Source organism: Collinsella sp. LCP19S3_B11, from assembly GCF_052121915.1.
Lineage (GTDB): Bacteria > Actinomycetota > Coriobacteriia > Coriobacteriales > Coriobacteriaceae > Collinsella.
This window is the reverse complement of record NZ_JBQKDI010000019.1, coordinates 1-17,483: the sequence shown is the minus strand read 5'-3', so window position 1 is coordinate 17,483 and position 17,483 is coordinate 1. Positions and strand designations below refer to the sequence as shown.

The 17,483-nt window shown below is 61.1% G+C and carries 13 protein-coding genes; 7 read left to right on the top strand and 6 right to left on the bottom strand.

What is annotated here, in order from left to right; translation table 11 throughout:
* Positions 1-53: 53 nt before the first annotated feature.
* The gene (locus ACTQV4_RS09040) at positions 54-1,232 is read left to right on the top strand and encodes an acetate/propionate family kinase (protein ID WP_441569679.1); all 1,179 of its coding nucleotides are present in this window, start codon (positions 54-56) and stop codon (positions 1,230-1,232) included.
* Between the two features lie 549 nt (positions 1,233-1,781).
* Here the strand turns inward: ACTQV4_RS09040 and pta are convergent.
* Positions 1,782-2,762, bottom strand: a complete 981-nt coding sequence (gene pta, locus ACTQV4_RS09035) for a phosphate acetyltransferase (RefSeq protein WP_427718446.1) — start codon at positions 2,760-2,762, stop codon at positions 1,782-1,784.
* A gap of 231 nt (positions 2,763-2,993) precedes the next feature.
* Here pta and glf point away from each other — a divergent pair, with 231 nt between their 5' ends.
* A complete protein-coding gene (gene glf / locus ACTQV4_RS09030; RefSeq protein WP_441015723.1) occupies positions 2,994-4,196 on the top strand; it encodes a UDP-galactopyranose mutase in 1,203 nt (400 codons plus the stop codon).
* Entirely contained in the window at positions 4,189-5,220 is a 1,032-nt protein-coding gene (locus ACTQV4_RS09025; protein ID WP_441569678.1) for a glycosyltransferase family 2 protein, read from the top strand. Before glf ends, ACTQV4_RS09025 begins: the two co-directional genes overlap by 8 nt.
* Positions 5,221-5,582: 362 nt before the next feature.
* Here the strand turns inward: ACTQV4_RS09025 and ACTQV4_RS09020 are convergent, their stop codons facing one another.
* From ACTQV4_RS09020 to ACTQV4_RS09010, 3 genes are all read right to left on the bottom strand, one after another.
* Entirely contained in the window at positions 5,583-6,584 is a 1,002-nt protein-coding gene (locus ACTQV4_RS09020) for a P1 family peptidase (protein WP_441569677.1), read from the bottom strand.
* Positions 6,585-6,684: 100 nt separating this feature from the next.
* Positions 6,685-7,266 carry a Maf family protein gene (locus tag ACTQV4_RS09015; RefSeq protein ID WP_427748205.1) on the bottom strand — a complete coding sequence of 194 codons (582 nt, stop codon included), beginning with the start codon at positions 7,264-7,266 and terminating at the stop codon, positions 6,685-6,687.
* Complete coding sequence (locus tag ACTQV4_RS09010) at positions 7,263-7,805, bottom strand: DJ-1 family glyoxalase III (RefSeq protein ID WP_427718432.1); 543 nt, start codon at positions 7,803-7,805, stop codon at positions 7,263-7,265. Before ACTQV4_RS09010 ends, ACTQV4_RS09015 begins: the two co-directional genes overlap by 4 nt.
* 580 nt (positions 7,806-8,385) lie before the next feature.
* Between ACTQV4_RS09010 and ACTQV4_RS09005 the strand changes: the two genes are divergently transcribed.
* The 3 genes from ACTQV4_RS09005 (at position 8,386) to ACTQV4_RS08995 (ending at position 12,400) form a co-directional block, all read left to right on the top strand.
* Entirely contained in the window at positions 8,386-9,366 is a 981-nt protein-coding gene (locus ACTQV4_RS09005; RefSeq protein WP_441569676.1) for an EamA/RhaT family transporter, read from the top strand.
* A 123-nt stretch (positions 9,367-9,489) separates the two neighbouring features.
* Complete coding sequence (locus ACTQV4_RS09000; RefSeq protein ID WP_441044763.1) at positions 9,490-10,920, top strand: 6-phospho-beta-glucosidase; 1,431 nt, start codon at positions 9,490-9,492, stop codon at positions 10,918-10,920.
* Between the two features lie 31 nt (positions 10,921-10,951).
* Positions 10,952-12,400 (top strand): PTS transporter subunit EIIC, encoded by a 1,449-nt coding sequence (locus ACTQV4_RS08995; RefSeq protein WP_441540631.1) that lies wholly within the window; start codon positions 10,952-10,954, stop codon positions 12,398-12,400.
* Positions 12,401-12,619: 219 nt separating this feature from the next.
* Here the strand turns inward: ACTQV4_RS08995 and rlmD are convergent, their stop codons facing one another.
* Complete coding sequence (rlmD, locus tag ACTQV4_RS08990) at positions 12,620-13,948, bottom strand: 23S rRNA (uracil(1939)-C(5))-methyltransferase RlmD (protein WP_441569675.1); 1,329 nt, start codon at positions 13,946-13,948, stop codon at positions 12,620-12,622.
* 86 nt (positions 13,949-14,034) lie between these two features.
* Positions 14,035-16,437, bottom strand: a complete 2,403-nt coding sequence (gene ppk1 / locus ACTQV4_RS08985) for a polyphosphate kinase 1 (RefSeq protein WP_441569674.1) — start codon at positions 16,435-16,437, stop codon at positions 14,035-14,037.
* A gap of 557 nt (positions 16,438-16,994) precedes the next feature.
* On the opposite strand from ppk1, the gene ACTQV4_RS08980 reads away from it, so the two are divergent.
* A partial coding sequence (locus tag ACTQV4_RS08980; RefSeq protein WP_441569673.1) for an arginine deiminase family protein occupies positions 16,995-17,483 on the top strand: 489 nt, incomplete at its 3' end.

Here is a 17,483-nt window from a genome sequence, read left to right as displayed (position 1 = left end):
TACGGCCGCCTTAAGGGGTTTGCGCCGACCGTATTGCACTGCAAAGGAGTCTCATGAACGTACTTGTTGTCAACGCCGGCAGCTCAAGCCTTAAATATCAGCTTTTGGATACCGATACCCGAGAGGTTTTCGCCAAGGGCAACTGCGAGCGTATCGGATCGGACATGGGCGTCTTTGGCCACTCCGAGAACGGTGGCGCCAAGCAGACCGAGGAGGTTCCCTTCCCCGATCATCGCTCTGCTATCGCTCGTGTGCTCGAGGAGCTTGAGAAGACCGACTTTACGATTGATGGCATTGGGCATCGTATCGTTCAGGGCGGCTGGCACTTCGATGATTCCGCAGTTGTCGACGACGAGGTTATGGCCAAGATTCTTGAGGTGGCACCGCTTGCTCCGCTGCACAACTACGGCGAGGCCGCGGCGATTGAGTATTGCCGTGAGAAGTATCCGGAGCTGCCCAACGTGGCCGTCTTCGATACCTCGTTCCACATGACCATGCCCGAGGTTGCCTACACCTACGCGCTGCCCAAGGACGTGTGCGACAAGTACCACGTGCGCAAGTACGGCGCGCACGGTACGAGCCACCGCTACGAGTGGATGATGGCCAAGGAGATCCTGGGCTCGCGCTGCCACCGTCTGCTTTCGTGCCATCTGGGCAACGGTGCTTCGCTTGCCGCCATTGAGGACGGCGTGTGCCGCGACACCACGATGGGCCTCACGCCGCTCGATGGTTTGATGATGGGAACCCGCTGCGGCTCCATCGACCCGGCTACCGTGTGCTACCTCCAGCGCGAGGGCGGCTACAGCTATCAGGAAGTCGATGACATGATGAACAAGCAGTCTGGTCTGCTTGCCATCTCGGGTATCTCCAACGACGCCCGCGACATCCGCACGCGCGCCTCCGAGGGCGATGAGCGCTGCCTGCTCGCCTTCGACATGTTCGCCTACAAGGCCATGCAGCAGGCCGGTTCCATGATCGCATCCATGGCGGGCGTGGACACCATCACCTTTACCGCCGGCATCGGCGAGAACGACTGGTCGATCCGCAAGGCCTTCTGCGACTGCTTTGAGTGGCTGGGCGTGCGCATCGACAACAACAAGAACCGCGAGGCCGTGGGCAACGGCCCGCAGGTCATCAGCGCCGCCGGTTCCGCCGTCACCGTCATGGTCATCCCCACCGACGAGGAATACATGATCGCCCACGACGTCGAGCGTCTGACCAAGAACAACTAACGCGCGTTTTTGCATTTAAACGAAAGGCCTCCGAAGTAACAGCTCCGGAGGCCTTTTTTACTAGCAGAAGGACAGCGGAAACTCCATCCCGTTTCGAGCACAAATTCTGGGACACGCTTTCCGGTTGAGGCGCGTTGCGGAAAGTGCGACCCACAATAAAGCAAAATTCCGTCCCACAGTTTCCCAAACAGCCCCCAAGTGGAAGCTACATCCCGCAATCCGCCTTCAAACCGGGACACACTTTCCGGCACAACAACCGCCGAGGCCCTATCAGCCTTTCAAATCCAAAGTGACCATATCCGCATCGTTTGCCCCCCAGCAACGGCATCCAATCATTCAGATTCCCAGCCCCTGCTCGTAGCCAAGCCGCCGTCCACTCCAGATCCCCTGAGCACCACGTGGCGGCAGGGACCCTACAGGGTAAAGCTCTGAAAATATTCCGCAGGACGCATGAAACCCCCGCCGCACGAAGTGCGCAGCGGGGGTTTCATGCATGTCCGAGGACGTTTTCAGAGCTTTACCCTGTAGGGTCCCGAGGGGATACGTCCGCTACTCAGCCATCTGAGCCTGGACGGCGGTGATGGCTACGACACCCACGATGTCGTCGGCAGAGCAGCCGCGCGAAAGGTCGTTAACCGGCTTGGCGATGCCCTGCAGGATGGGGCCGTAGGCGTCGGCGCCGGCGAAGCGCTGGACCAGCTTGTAGCCGATGTTGCCGGCCTCGAGGTCGGGGAACACGAGCACGTTGGCCTTGCCGGCAACGGAGGAGCCGGGAGCCTTGAGCTGGGCGACGTTGGGGACGATGGCGGCGTCGAGCTGCAGGTCGCCATCGATGGCGAGCTCGGGAGCCTTCTCCTTGCAGAACTTCACGGCCTCCTGGACCTTCTTGGCGACCTCGCCGCCGGCGGAACCCATAGTGGAGTAGGAGAGCATGGCCACGTGCGGCTCAACGTTGCCCATGAAGGTGGACCAAGAGTGAGCGGAGGCGATGGCGATCTCGGAGAGCTCATCGGAGGACGGGTTAATGTTGAGGCCGCAGTCGGCGAAGATCAGCGTGCCGTCGGTGCCGAACTGCGGGGTGTCGGTGCACATCACAAAGAAGGCCGAGACCAGCTTGGTGCCCGGGGCGGTCTTGAGGATCTGCAGCGCGGGGCGCAGGGTGTCGGCGGTGGAGTGGCAGGCGCCGGAGACCAGACCATCGGCATCGCCCATCTTGACCATCATGGTGCCAAAGTAGGTGGCGTCCATCACCTGGGCGCGAGCCTGCTCGATGGTGACGCCCTTCTTGGCGCGGAGCTCGGCAAACTTCTGCGCGTACTCCTCGTGCTTCTCGGCATTGCGCGGGTCGATGACGGTAGCGCCGGGAACGTTGATCTCGTCGGGGTTGCCCAAGATGACGATCTTTGCCAAGCCCTCCTCGATGATCTTGGTAGCTGCGATGATGGTGCGCGGATCTTCGCCCTCGGGCAGGACGATCGTCTTAAGGTCGGCCTTGGCGGCAGACTTCATACGGTTTAGGAAATCGCTCATGTTACTCCTTACAAGCGTTTCGCTAAGCTCCAGGCGTCCGGCTGTCCACGAATAAACCCGCTGCTAGCGGGTTTACCTTTCAAATATGTACGCCGGGGTGCTTGAGCTTTCCTTGTGTGGCAAGCTCATTATAGGACGCATTAGCGCTATAATCGCTCTGATAAATATGTCTCGAAGAATGTTCGAGAAAAGCCCAGCTAACGAGCCCGTGGCTTTTGACAAGGAGTATCGATGCAGATTACCTCAGGCCTGCCTGAAGGCTTTAACGCCGGCGCATATGACATGATTGTCGTCGGTGCCGGGTATGCCGGTGCCGTTTGTGCCCGCCGTCTTGCCGAGACCATCGGCTATCGCGTTGCCGTTTTGGAGCGCCGTGGCCACATTGCGGGCAATGCTTACGACTGCTTTGATGAGGCCGGGATCCTGGTCCACGAGTATGGTCCGCACATTTACCATACCTTTAACGAGCGCGTCCACAATTTTCTGTCGCGCTTTACCAAGTGGACGGACTACCAGCACAAGGTGCTCGCCAACATCAACGGCACCCTTATGCCCGTGCCCTTTAACCACGCGAGCCTCAAGCTCGCCTTTGGCGATGAGCGCGGCGAGGAGCTGTATCAGAAGCTCGTGGAGACCTTTGGCAAGGACGTCAAGGTGCCCATCATGGAGCTGCGCAAGAAGAACGACCCGGATCTTGCCGAGGTCGCCGATTATGTCTACGAGAACGTCTTTTTGCATTACACCATGAAGCAGTGGGGCCAGACGCCCGACCAGATCGATCCCTCGATCACCGGCCGCGTTCCCGTCTTTGTGGGCGACGATGACCGCTATTTCCCGCAGGCTCCCTTCCAGGGCATGCCGCAGGACGGCTATACCGCGTTGTTCGAGCATATGCTCGACCACGATCTGATTGATGTGTTCTGCGACGTGGACGCCCGCGACCTCTTTGAGATCGACGAGACCACCGTCAAGATCGACGGCAAGGTCTATGGCGGCGAGATCGTCTACACCGGTCCGCTCGACGAGCTGTTCAACCTCGACTTGGGCGCTCTGCCGTACCGTACGCTCGACATGAAGTTCGAGACGCTCGATATGGACCAGTTCCAGCCCGTGGGCACCGTCAATTACACCACGAGCGAGGATTACACGCGTATCACCGAGTTCAAGAACATGACTGGTCAGGTCCTGCCCGGCAAGACCACTATCATGAAGGAGTATTCCAAGTCCTATACGCCCGGCTCGGGCGAGACGCCCTATTACGCCATTCTGGAGCCCGAGAACCGCGAGCTCTATGAGCGCTATCTTGAGCGCGTCCAGAACCTGACGAACTTCCACCCGGTGGGTCGCCTGGCCGAGTATCGTTACTACGATATGGATGCCGTGACCAACTCTGCCCTCGATCTTTCGGATGAGATTATCGCCTGCCATGCATAAAGTCATATCATTCGGTATTCCCTCGTATAACGCCGCCAAGGACATGGACCATTGCATCACCTCCATTCTGGAGGGGAGCGATTACGCCACCGATATCGAGATCATCATCGTCGATGACGGTTCCAAGGACGAGACGGCAGCTAAGGCCGATGAGTGGGAGGCGCGTTACCCCGGTATCATCCGCGCGGTGCATCAGGAGAACGGCGGTCACGGCATGGCCGTCCTCTCGGGCCTGCGCGAGGCACAGGGCACCTACTACAAGGTTGTCGACTCGGACGACTGGCTCGACGGTACGGCGCTTTCGACCATGCTTTCGATTCTGCGTGGCTTTGAGGAGCGCGACCAGCGCGTCGATCTGTTTATCTCGAACTATGTGTACGAGAAGGTTTACGAGGGTACGCATACCGCTATTGGTTACAAGTTTGCCCTGCCGCGCAAAAAGATCTTTACCTGGGACCAGATTGGCCATTTCCGCCCGGACCAGAATTTGCTCATGCACAGCCTGTGTTATCGCACGGATGTGCTGCGCGCGTCCAATCTGCCTATGCCGCCGCACACGTTCTATGTCGACAATATCTACGCCTATGTGCCGCTGCCGCGCTGCAAGACCATGTACTACGCCGACATCGACCTCTATCGTTACTTTATCGGTCGCGAGGGCCAGAGCGTCAACGAGGCCACGATGGTCAAACGTCTGGACCAGCAGTTTCGCGTGACGCGCATTATGATGGAGGCGTTCCATCTGTATAGCGATGTCGAGTCGTCGCGTCTGCGCGCGTACATGATGGGCTATTTCACCATGATGATGGCAATTTGTTCGGTGCTAACCAAGCTTTCCGATGAGGATTGCGCCGACGAGCGCCTGACGACATTGTGGAGTGATTTGAAGGCCTACGACGAGCGCATGTATCGTCGCGCTCGCTACGGCGTGGTCGGCTTCTTTACCAACCTGCACGGGCGGGCTGGAGACAAAACCACACTCGGCCTATACCGTCTTGCCTCAAAGATCTTCAAATTCAACTAGTGCATAAACGCTCGGGTAACGGGGACCCCTGGTCCTTAACTTGCTACTTCGAACAGTCCTGCGCAAGACGGAGGCGCCACTGGCGCCTCCTTTGCGTGCGGAACTCGTATCAAGTTAAGGACCAGGGGCCCTCTGCTATGTCCCGCTTTATGTCAGCAAGCTGAATTTGAAGATCTTGGACGCGCGGTACACAGGGGCCTGGGCTGAAAGAGATCTTGTTGAGTAGGTTACCCGGTTGGTCTTGGTTATGTTTGTCGCGAGTTCCGCACGAGCCGAAGAGCACTTAATGTGCTCTTCGTGCGAGCCAGGACTGTAGAGCAGCAAACATAACCAAGACCAACCGGGTAACCGGACGAGCTAGTTTACTTCGCGGCGCCGGGGATGCCGTGGGATGTTTTGGCGGTTTTGGCTCCGTTTACGATGGCGGTTTCCAGGGCCCTTACGGCGAGCATGCCCAGCAGGTCTAGGGGAACGGCGGCGCTTGCCTGGCTGCCCAGCTTGCCGCTGGCAAGGGTGTAGATGGTGTCACCGTCGTTGGTGGTGTGTGTGGGGCGGATGGCGTGTGCATAGGCGTCTGCGGCCATCTGGGAGACCTTGGTGGCCTGGGCCTTAGTGAGCTCCACGTTGGTGACGATGCAGCTGATGGTGGTGTTGGTGCGGTCGAGTGGCATTTTCATAGAGCCGGCGGCGGCAAGGGCGGCGAGCTCCATGTCGACGATCTGGTCGCTATCGGCTGCGGCGCGCATGCCGGCCACCCACTCGCCGGTGGTCGGGTCGACCACGTTGCCACAGGCGTTGACCGAGACCACGGCGCCTACCTTGACGGTGCCGAGTGCCACGGCAGCAGCTCCCAGGCCAGCCTTCATGCAGGTGGCGGGCCCCATGAGCTTGCCTACGGTGGCGCCGGTGCCGGCACCTACATTGCCCTGCTCGAGTGTGGTGGGGGTATGGTCGAGCGCCTCGCGCACGGCGGCGATACCGGCGTCATTGTCGGGACGCACGGTGGGATCGCCAAAGGCGAGGTCGAAGATGCAGCTGGAACACACGATGGGCACCTGCGTGGGGCCGACGGGCAGGCCGATGCCGCGGCTCTCGAGTTCGCGGGCCACGCCGCTTGCCGCTTCGAGACCAAAGGCCGAACCGCCCGAAAGGCAGACGGCGTGGACCTTATCGACGGTGTTCTCGGGACGCAGCAGATCGGTCTCGCGCGAAGCGGGAGCACCACCACGCACGTCAACGCCGCCGGTGGCACCCTCGGGCGCCACGATTACGGTGCAGCCGGTGCCGGCCTCCTCGTCTGTATAGTTGCCAAAGCAAAAGCCATCGACATCGCAAACGTCAATGGCTTCGAGCAGGGTGTCCATGTTTTCTCCTATCGGTTTTCCGCCGGGCCTTATGCTCGGTCGGGATCCGTACGGTACGGCAAAATTGTAGGCGCCGGGGGATACCCAGCGCCAGATGCAATTACGAGAGTTTTTGAATCGCGCGTGCGACGCGAGCGATGGGTAAGCCCACCACGTTGTAGAAGTCGCCCGAAATGTCATGCACGAGCATGCGGCCGCCTGTGCCCTGGATACCGTAGGCTCCGGCCTTGTCCATGGGTTCGCCGGAGGCAACATAGTACCCGATCTGCTCCTCGGTAAGCTCATAGAACGTCACGTCGGTCACATCGACAAACGACAGACTTTCGGCGGCATGCGGAGCTGCAGCGTCGCCGGCTTTAACGATGCAGACGCCGGTTGCCACCTGGTGCGTGCGGCCCGAAAGCTCGCGGAGCATGGTGCGTGCCTCGTTCTCGTCTGCCGGCTTGCCCAAAATTTGCCCGTCAAAGGTGACAATGGTATCGGCTGCGACAGTCAGTTCGTTGGGTTCGGCGTGCTCGGAGGCAACGGCAGCGGCTTTGGCGCGTGCCAAGCGTTCGACAAGCGTAAGCGGAGCTTCGCCATCAAAAGGTGTTTCGTCGATATCTGCGGGAATTACGCGAACGTCATAGCCCGCCTCGCGCATCAGCTCTATGCGGCGCGGCGATTGCGAAGCCAAAATCATAGCTGGATGCCCTCGGCAACCTTCTCGACGGCCTTGTCGCCGGCGAGTGTGCGCAGCAGCTCCAAGGCAAAGGGAAGTGACTGTGCCATGCCGCTGGCAGTGATGATGTTGCCGTCTTGCGTGACCTTCTCGCCGGTATAAGCACCCTCGGGGAAGCTCTTCTCAAAGCCGGGGAAGCACGTGGCTCGGCGTCCCTCGAGCAGACCAAGCTCGCCCAGGATAAACGGGGCGGCGCAGATGGCGGCAACGTGCTTGGTTGCGGCGAACTCGCAGACTACATCGCAGACACGCTGGTCGGCGCGCAAGTTGGTGGCTCCGGGCAGGCCGCCGGGCAGCACGATGCAGTCGTACTCCTCAAAGTTGATCTCATCAAAGAGCGCATCGCAGGTCACGGGAATCTGCAGCGAGCTCACGACCTCGCGTGTGGGCATGATCGAGACGAGCGTGGCACGCACGCCGCCGCGACGCATGACGTCGACCATGGTCAGGCATTCAATAGTTTCAAAACCATCGGCGGCGAGAACGGCAACGCTGGGCATGAGAATTCCTTTCGTAAGGCGGCATACAATTAGCCGTCTTATACCCCGAAGACCCATGCTTGCCACGCTCGATTTCCCAATGTTTAAAAAGGGACGGGGCTATTTTAGCTACCCTCACCCATCCTCAACAATCTCAATCTGTAACATCTAGACCCACTTTTGACCCCTAACTGTTACAGATCAAGACAAACGGAAACCGCCCCGACAAAACGTCTAAATCTGTAACATCTACGGACCAAAACCGGGTCTTACTGTTACAGATCGAGACAGTCCCCAACGCACCGTCCCGTTCGGGGAACGACCGCCACAGGTACGGCGGGCAGAGACTCACTTTTTTCTCGGTTTTTCTTGACGGAATCTCACCTGTTGTAGTACTTTGTCTCAGTCTAAAAACGCGTGGACTTTTCTGGGCGCTAGCCACCTTTTTGCCACGCAACCGAGCAGTCGGTTGCGTGGCTTTTTTCGTCTTGGCAGCAGGTGCCACATGCACCGCCAGAAGACCGCACGAGCCCACCTTCCGACTGCAGGGAACAGACGCACGAGACGTGCATCTGCAAGACAGCAGACGGAAGGGAGCCTAATGGCAGGAACAAACACAATCAAGCAACAGTCCGCCGGGGCAGGAGCCACGGGCGCGGGACAGGCCAAGGCGGCGCTCCAGGTCTTTGCGGGCGGCGCCTGCTACGGCGCGATGGCCACGACCTACAAGCTCGCCTACGCCGCGGGCTTCACCTCGGCGCAGGTGGTGGCGAGCCAGGCGTGGTTCGGCTGCCTCTTCTTCGCCCTCGCCACACTCGCGGGCCACGCACTCGGGCACCGATGGCAGCGCGTGGGCTGGAAGCTCGCCCTTAAGCTCATGGGCCTGGGAGCCCTCACCTGCCTCACCTCAATCCTCTACTGCTACGCCATGAGCGTGCTGCCCGCCCCGGTGGCGCTCACGCTCCTCTTCCAGTTCACGTGGCTGGGGCTCCTGTGGCAGACCGTCATGACGCGCCGACCGCCGAGGGCCCTCCAAGTGGTCTCCGCCCTGGTCATCGTCTTCGGAACGGTGTTCGCCAGCGGCGTTTACAAGACCGGCATCACCGGGTACGACCCCGTGGCCCTGCTCTGCGCGCTGGGGGCGGCCGTGTCCTGCTCCCTCTTTGTCACCCTCTCCGGCAAGGTCGAGGCCCCCTGCTCGTCCGAGCAGCGTGGCGTCATCGTATGCGCGGGCTCCGTGGTCATGTCACTCACGGTGTGCCCGGACTACGTCGTCTCGGGCGTCCTCGCCCAGGGCATCCTGCCCTTTGCCGTCATCGCCGGCTTCTTTGGCATGCTCTGCCCGGTCCTGCTCTTCGGCATGGGCTCTCCGCACCTGCCCGCGGGCCTCTCCACTGTCATGGCCGCCGCGGAACTCCCCGCCGGCCTGCTCATCGCCATGATCGTCCTCGGCGAGCCGCTCGGCGTCGTCGAGTGGCTGGGCGTCGCCATCATCCTCGCCGGCGTGTGCCTGGCGCAGGTCCCCTCCCTGCTTGGAGGCCGGGAGGCACGTCGCGCCGCCGCAGGACAAGCCGTCAGCTAGTCATCCCTTCACAGGCGGCCCGCGCGCATCAGGGAAAGGGCCACGGGCCCGGCGCGTGAGGTCGCAAGGACGTTATTAAAGCGTCCCCCGCAGAGGTGGGGACGCCAGAGAGAAGGAGGCACCATGCCATTTCCAAAAGGGTTCCTTTGGGGAGGAGCCACCGCCGCCAACCAATGCGAGGGAGGTTATGACGAGGGCGGCCGCGGCCTTGCCAATGTCGACGTCATTCCACACGGGCCGGAGCGCAACGACGTGAGCCGCGGCCTGAGGCGCATGCTCGACTTCGAGCCCGGGTACTACTACCCGGCCCAGACGGGCATCGACTTCTACCACCGCTACCGCGAGGACATAGCCCTCTTCGCGGAGATGGGCTTCAAGGTCTTTCGCCTCTCCATCGCCTGGAGTCGCATCTTCCCCAACGGCGACGAGGAGGAGCCCAACGAGGCCGGGCTCGCCTTCTACGAGGACGTGTTCCGCTGCTGCCGCGAGCACGGGATCGAGCCCCTCGTGACCATCACGCACTTCGACTGCCCCATCCACCTCGTCAAGAAGTACGGCGCCTGGCGAAACCGCACCCTTATTGAACTCTACAAGCGGCTCGTGACGGTGCTCTTCAACCGCTACCGCGGCCTCGTGCGCTGGTGGATCACGTTCAACGAGATGAACATGATCTTGCACCGTCCCTTCATGGGTGCCGGCATCGTCCTCGAGCCCGGGGAGAATGCCCGCGAGGCCGAGTACCGCGCCGCGCACAACGAGCTCGTGGCCAGCGCCTGGGCCACCAAGATCGCCCACGAGGTCGACCCGGAGAACAAGGTGGGCTGCATGCTCGCCGCGGGAAGCTACTACCCCTACTCCTGCCGCCCCGAGGACGTCCGCGCGGCGCAGGTTAAGAACCAGGAGGACCTCTTCTTCGTGGACGTGCAGGCGCGCGGGCACTACCCCGGCTACGCGCTCAAGATGCTCGAGCGCGAGGGCATCGACGTGGGCATGACCGCCGAGGACGAGCGCATCCTTGCGGAGAACACCGTCGACTTCATCTCGTTTAGCTACTACTCCTCGCGCTGCACCGCGGGCGACCCCGATTCCGTGGGCGGCGTCGCCGAGGGCAACGCCTTCGCCGGCGTGGAGAACCCCTACGTGCGCACGAGCGACTGGGGCTGGGTCATCGACCCGCTGGGGTTCCGCATCACGATTAACGACCTCTGGGACCGCTACCAAAAGCCGCTCTTTGTGGTGGAGAACGGCCTCGGCGCCTATGACGAGGTGCTTCCCGACGGCACGATCGAGGACGACTACCGTATCGCCTACCTGCGCGAGCACATCGAGGCCATGCGCGACGCCATCGAGCAGGACGGCGTCGAGATGCTCGGCTACACCACCTGGGGGCCGATCGACCTCGTGAGCGCGGGCTCCGGCGAGATGGAGAAGCGCTACGGCTTCATCTACGTGGACCGCGACAACCTGGGCAACGGCACGCTCGAGCGCAGGCGCAAGAAGAGCTTCTACTGGTACCGACAGGCCATCGCCACCAACGGAGGCGACCTGGGCTAGCCGCCCGGGCAATATCACTAAGGAGAAAATAATGGCTGAAAAATACGACGATCTGGCCAGATCCATACTCGAGAACGTAGGCGGCGCCGAGAACGTCGCCAGCGTCGCGCACTGCATCACGCGTGTGCGCTTCAAGCTCAAGGACGAGTCCCGCGCCAACACGGCCAAGATAGAGGCCCTCAAGGGCGTTATCCAGGTCATCCAGGCCAACGGCCAGTACCAGGTGGTCGTGGGTAACATCGTCGAGGACGTCTACGACGCGGTCCTGGAGGCCGGTAACTTCTCGGGCGGCGCAAGCGCCGACGACGAGCCCCAGGGCGATAAGACCGTTGCCTCCGTCATCATCGACCTCATCTCTGGCATCTTCCAGCCCATCCTGGGACCGCTTGCCGCCGCAGGTATCATGAAGGGACTGCTTGCCCTCATCACCTACTTCGTCCCGGCCTTTGCAAACGACGGCCTCTACACGCTGCTCTACACCGTGGCTGACGGCTTCTTCTACTTCCTTCCCGTCGCCCTGGCGTTCAGTGCCGCGCGCAAGTTCCGCATGAACGAGTTCACCGGCGTGGCAATCGGCGTGGCGCTCCTCTACCCGACGATGGTCGCCCTGACCTCAGGCGAGGCGCTCGGTAGCATCGACCTCGGCGTGGCCGGCACGTTCTCGTGGTACGCCACCGCCCTCGGGGTCCCCATCATCATGCCCGTGTCCGGCTACGTGAGCTCGGTGATTCCCGTCCTTCTCATGGTGTGGTTCGGCTCTATCATTGAGCGCTGGCTCAAGAGCTGGATGCCGGCTGCGCTCAAGATGTTCCTCGTCCCGCTCGCCACGATGACGGTCTCCATCGTCTTGGGCTACCTCGTCATCGGCCCGGTGGCCACCCTCATCACCAACCTGCTGAGCGTGGCGTTCTCGTTCATCTTCCAGCTTCCCGTGGTTGGTTCCGTCTTGGGCAGCGCCCTGGTCGGCGGACTGTGGATGTGCCTCGTCATCTTTGGCTTCCACTGGAGCCTCATCCCCATCTCCATCATGAACCTGAACACCCTCGGCCACGACAGCGTGCTCGCCGCCACCGTCGGCCACGGGTTCGCGCTCGGAGCGGTTATCTTTGCCATGTATCTCAGAAACAAGGACGAGCGCTTCCGCGGCATCGCCCTTCCCGCGATGATCTCCGCCTTCTTCTTCGGCGTCACCGAGCCGGGCATCTACGGCATCGCCCTCCCCAACAAGCGCGCGTTCGTCGTGGCATGCCTGAGCTCCGCCGTGGGCGGCGCCATCGTGGGAATGACGGGCGCCCTCATGTACATCTCGGGTGGCCTCGGTGTCTTCAACCTGCTCAACTTCATCGACGGGACCCCTGGTGGCGCCGGAATCTCCCACATGATCTTCGCGATCATCGCCTCGCTCGTCTCTGCCGTCCTGGCCTTCGTCATCGAGTTCATCACCTACCGGCCCAACGACGACGAGGAAGGCGCCCGCTAGCTTGGGCCCTTCTCGACCAGCTCTATGTAGTTGAGGGCAGTTGAGGTGGGTGAGGGCCGAGGGCGGTCGAGGCGGCCGCCCTCGGCCCGGGACAACCTGCCAGAAGGCGTTTAGCTTTCTCGGGAGGCAGTTCAATGTCCAAGAAATCGTCCGCAGTCCCCAAATTTATTTTTATCCCCGTCCCAGAAAAATCATCGGGTGTGGTCTTGGGCAAACAGTCTAGTTGCGCTTGAGATGGGCGACGGTTTCGCAGTGGAAGGTTTGCGGGAACAGGTCGACCGGCGTGATCTTGACGGGGGAGAAGGTGCCTTCCTCGACAAAGCGCTTAAGATCGCGTGCCAAAGTCGCCGGATCACAGCTCACGTAGGCCACGTCGCGGGCGCTCGTGCTGGCGATGAGGTCGATTGCCTCGGGTGCCAGACCTGCACGCGGCGGGTCGACCACCAGGACATCGGCATCCTGGTCGGGGAACTCGCGCACGGCATCGCCGCCGATGACATCGACGTTATCGAGCTTGTTGATCTCGAGGTTGCGGCGCAGGTCGCGCACGGCCGGGCCGTAGGCCTCGACGGCGGCAACAAAATCACAGCGGCGGGCGAGCGGCAGGGTAAAGGTGCCGGCGCCGCAGTACAGGTCCATGGCAAGCTCGTCTTCTTGCGGGTCGAGCGCCTCCATGACAAGCTCGATCAAAATCTCGGCGCCCTTGGTGTTGACCTGGAAAAACGATGGGGCCGAAAGGCGCATCTGGCCGTCGGCGATGTTCTCGGTCCAGGAGCCCTCGCCGGCGAGCATCTCCACCTTGGAGACGCGGCGGGCCTTCTTCTCGCCCTTGCTCATGACGCGCACTACGCTCGTGGGGCGAGCGGCGTCTGCCAACACGCGCGAGACCTGCGAGCGCGGGAAGGAGCCCGTGGGCGTCCAAAGTGCGACCTCGAGCGCCTTGGTGCGACGCGAAGCGCGAATGCCCACGCGCTCCAGACCCAGATCGTGACTGCCGCTCAGATAGTTGAGCGCGCCGACGACCGATTTGAGCGCCTTGGGAAAACGCTTATCGAACAGCGGGCACGAATCTACGGTGACGATCTTGCTGGGATCGACGCCGTGCATGCCAAGGCGAACGCGGCCGTTAACGAGGGTGGGCTCCAGCTCAATCTTGTTGCGGTAGCCCCAGTCGTCCTTGGTGTGGCGGATGGGCTGGACAAGATCGTTGACCTGCTCGGGGGCGAACTTGCCAATGCGCTCGAGCGTGGAGCGCAGGTTTTGCTCTTTGGCGGCAAGCTGCGCGGTGCGCGAGAGATTGCCCCACGAACAACCGCCGCAGACGCCCACGAAGGGGCAGGGGGGCTGAATGCGATCGGGGCCCGGCTCCAGAATCTCGGTCGTGCGGGCGCGCATAAACGACTTGCCGTCCTGCACGATCTCGGCCTCGACGGTGTCGCCTGCCACGGCGCTCTGCACAAAGACGGCCTTGCCGTTGTCGGCGTGCGCCAGTCCGTCGGCGCCGTAGGTCATCGATTCTATGGTGAGCTTCATGTTCCTGCCTGTCATTCGCGGTATTGTTCGCAACCATGGTAGCAGTGAAAAGCGCCCCGTATTTGGGGTATTCCTCAAATACGGGGCGCTTCTACAAACGTCTATTTCGTCTTGCCGGTAATGAGCGTCTTAAGGCCTAGGCCGATCAGGCCCAGTCCCATGCGCACGCGACCGGGGCGATGGCGCTCGATGGTCTTGGTCTTGCCAGCGGGCTTCTCGCGGCGGGCGCCCTTCTCGGACGCGGGGTTGGCCGTCTGCGGTTGGGGCCGAGGAGCAGGCTCGGACTCAGGCTCTATGACGGTTGCCTGGACCTTCTGGACCTCGGGTGCGGCCGGCTGCGGTTCGAGCTCAGGCTTGGATGCGAGCGTAGGTTCTGCCTTGGCGACGGCCCCGGCGTTGCGATAGGCACGCTCCAGCAGAGCTTCCTGCGAGTTGAAGGGCTTCTCGCCTTCTTTGCGCTCCACGGGAATCCAGGTGCCGTCACTCGTCAGACTGCGTGCCTTCACGTTGTCGCGCAGCTGCATGCCCATGTACTCGTGCACCTGGGCGCGGCAGGTGGGGTCGAGCACGGGGAAGGCGATCTCCACGCGGTGCTCGGTGTTGCGCGTCATCATGTCTGCCGAGCTCAGGTAGATCATATCCGAGTCCACGCCAAAGGCATAGACGCGCGCATGCTCCAAAAAGCGTCCGACGATGGAGCGCACGTGCACGTTCTCGGTCTTGCCCGGAACACCGGGCTTGAGGCACGAGATGCCGCGGATGATCATGTCCACGCGCACACCGGCACACGATGCCTCGGCGATCTTGTCGATGACCTCGCGGTCGGTAAGCGAGTTGAGCTTAAAGAACACGCGGGCGGGCTCGCCGACAAGGGCACGCTGAATCTCGCGGTCCAGGCCGCGCATGATGAGCGGCTTGAGGCCCACGGGCGCCACGCCCAGGAAGCGGTAGTCGCCGCGCAGGTTGCCCAGCGACAGGTTGCGGAAGAACAGGTTAGCGTCCTCGCCGATGCCGGGATGCGCGGTCATGAGCATAAAGTCGCTGTAGAGCTTGGCCGTCTTCTCGTTAAAGTTGCCGGTACCCAAAAGCGTCAGACGGGTAAGCGCCATGCCCTCGCGATAGGTGAGCTGGCAGATCTTGGAATGGCATTTAAAGCCCTCGGAGCCGTAGATAACGGTGCAGCCGGCCTCTTCCAGCCGCTCGGCCCATTCGATGTTGTTTTGCTCGTCAAAGCGGGCGCGGAGCTCCATGAGCACTGTAACCTCTTTGCCGTTTTCGGCAGCATCGATGAGCGACTCGCACAGGCGGCTTTGTTTGGCCACGCGGTAGAGCGTGATGCGAAGCGAGATGCACTCGGGGTCGTAGGCTGCTTCGTGCACCAGGTCCAAGAACGGATTCATGGTCTCGTAAGGGTAAAAGAGCAGCTTGTCGTGCTGCAGCACCTGATCGCGGATGGAGCGGGTCATATCGATGGTGGGGTTGGGCTGCGGCCTAAACGGCGTAAAGAGCAACTCGTTTCGTAGATGCTCGGGTATTTTGCCCTCAATGCCAAAGACATAGCCCAGGTTGAGCGGGATATCGCAGGTAAAAACCGAGCGGCGCGAAAGCTCGAGCGCTTTGCGGATGGTCTTGAGCGTTGGCTTTTCGAGCGAGCCCGATACGGCGAGCACCACCGGCTGCAGACGCAGGCGCTTCTTGAGGATGCGCTTCATGTGCTGGCGGTAATCCTCTTCCTCCTCGACGCCCTCGCCGTCCGGATCGATGTCGGCGTTGCGGGTGACGCGGATGAGCGCGCGGTCGAGCGGCTTATAGGAGCCGAAGCAGCTGTCCAGGCAGGCGAGGATGACGTCCTCGAGCAGAATGTAGGAGTAGGTGCCGGTGGGCGAGGGGATTTCGACCACGCGGTTCATCGAGGCGGGAATCTCGATAAGGCCCAGCAGGCTCTCCTCGTCGGTGATGCCGTCCAGGCCACAAGCCAGATAGAGCGCGCCGTTGCGCAGGTTGGGGAAGGGATGGCGCGGGTCGATGACCAGCGGCGAGATGACCGGTGATACGTAGGCCTGGAAGTAGCGGGTTACAAAGGTATGTTCCTCGGGCGTAAGCGAATCGATGCGGGCGCGGTGAACGCCCAGAGTGTCGAGCTTGTCCTCGATGCTCTTAAAGATCGACTCCCAGCGGGTAAGGAGCCCGGGCAGCTCTGCCATGACAGCATCGACCTGTTCGGAGGCGGTCATATTGCTCTTGTTGTCGACGGGCTGTTTTTTGAGCTCCGCCAGATCGGACAAGCCGCCCACGCGCACCATGAGAAACTCGTCGAGGTTTGACTCGAAGATCGAGACGAACTTAAGGCGCTCGAACAGTGGCACAGACTCATCGAAGGCTTCGTCGAGTACGCGGTTATCAAAGCGCAGCCAGCTAAGCTCTCGATTTTGCGTATACGAGAAATCGCGCGGTTTCTTGCGCAGCTTGGCGACGTTCTGCTTCTTTTCGATTTTGCTCGGCATATGCATCTGTCCGTTCAGTCCCCAAAGGGACGGTAGCCTAACACTGTTTGCTATTGTCTCAATTTAGTCGACCTATGGCGCGGACGTATCGCGCGAACGGTATCTTTACCTACTTATTACGCTGACGATCCGAAGCACTAACGTCCGGTGCTTTGAACAAGCGATCTACATCCTCACTCAACTGGTGAGAATGTATGAATAAGAATGATAGCAAGCTGAATATAATCGAATTTAGGTCGAATCGAGGACAAGCGTCATTTATATGCAGAAAACCGTTTTCGCTATGCAATTTTGAATCATGGATAACTTTGAGTGTTCAATCTTGATTTCCTAGAAAAATAACGTTTACCTAGGAAAATCTGCTTTACGAAACTGAAGTGCATCATGGGAAATCATATGCGATATACCGTTCATCGTACTTTGTTGACCGTTCGGGGGCGAGGTGGAATTGCGGTTGAAATTTGGATATAACTAGAGCTGTCAGCAAGCAGCGCTCCATACGGAGGGGCGCTGATACATTTGGCCCTGACAAGGGCCCGAAAGAAAGGTAGGAGGCCATGACGAAAGGTCTGCACGTGCCTTCCGAGATCGGCAAGCTCAGGAAGGTCTGCCTGCACCGTCCCGGCGACGAGCTCCTCAACCTGCCGCCCGACGAGCTCGAGCGGCTCCTGTTCGACGACGTCCCGTTCCTGGAGGTCGCGCAGCAGGAGCACGACACCTTCGCCCAGATCCTGAGGGACCAGGGCGTCGAGGTGCTCTACCTCGAGAACCTCGTCGCCGAGGTGTTCGACCAGGTCCCCGGCGCCCGCGACGAGTTCACCGACCAGTACATCGCCGAGGCCGGCATCCGCGGGAAGCACATGCCGCAGATCGTCCGCGAGAAGCTGGACTCCATCGAGGACAACCTCGAGTTCGTCAAGAAGACCATGGCCGGTATGACCAAGGCCGAGATCGAGATGCCCCTCACGGCCTCCACGACCCTCGACTCCCTGGTCAACTCCGAGTCCGAGTCCGACCTGATCATCGACCCGATGCCCAACCTCTAC

Bases quoted from the DNA above. Each gene is read 5' to 3' on its own strand.
- ACTQV4_RS09040 (WP_441569679.1), top strand. From the start codon at position 54: ATGAACGTACTTGTTGTCAACGCCGGCAGCTCAAGCCTTAAATATCAG.
- pta (WP_427718446.1), bottom strand. From the start codon at position 2,762: ATGAGCGATTTCCTAAACCGTATGAAGTCTGCCGCCAAGGCCGACCTT.
- glf (WP_441015723.1), top strand. From the start codon at position 2,994: ATGCAGATTACCTCAGGCCTGCCTGAAGGCTTTAACGCCGGCGCATAT.
- ACTQV4_RS09025 (WP_441569678.1), top strand. From the start codon at position 4,189: ATGCATAAAGTCATATCATTCGGTATTCCCTCGTATAACGCCGCCAAG.
- ACTQV4_RS09020 (WP_441569677.1), bottom strand. From the start codon at position 6,584: ATGGACACCCTGCTCGAAGCCATTGACGTTTGCGATGTCGATGGCTTT.
- ACTQV4_RS09015 (WP_427748205.1), bottom strand. From the start codon at position 7,266: ATGATTTTGGCTTCGCAATCGCCGCGCCGCATAGAGCTGATGCGCGAG.
- ACTQV4_RS09010 (WP_427718432.1), bottom strand. From the start codon at position 7,805: ATGCCCAGCGTTGCCGTTCTCGCCGCCGATGGTTTTGAAACTATTGAA.
- ACTQV4_RS09005 (WP_441569676.1), top strand. From the start codon at position 8,386: ATGGCAGGAACAAACACAATCAAGCAACAGTCCGCCGGGGCAGGAGCC.
- ACTQV4_RS09000 (WP_441044763.1), top strand. From the start codon at position 9,490: ATGCCATTTCCAAAAGGGTTCCTTTGGGGAGGAGCCACCGCCGCCAAC.
- ACTQV4_RS08995 (WP_441540631.1), top strand. From the start codon at position 10,952: ATGGCTGAAAAATACGACGATCTGGCCAGATCCATACTCGAGAACGTA.
- rlmD (WP_441569675.1), bottom strand. From the start codon at position 13,948: ATGACAGGCAGGAACATGAAGCTCACCATAGAATCGATGACCTACGGC.
- ppk1 (WP_441569674.1), bottom strand. From the start codon at position 16,437: ATGCCGAGCAAAATCGAAAAGAAGCAGAACGTCGCCAAGCTGCGCAAG.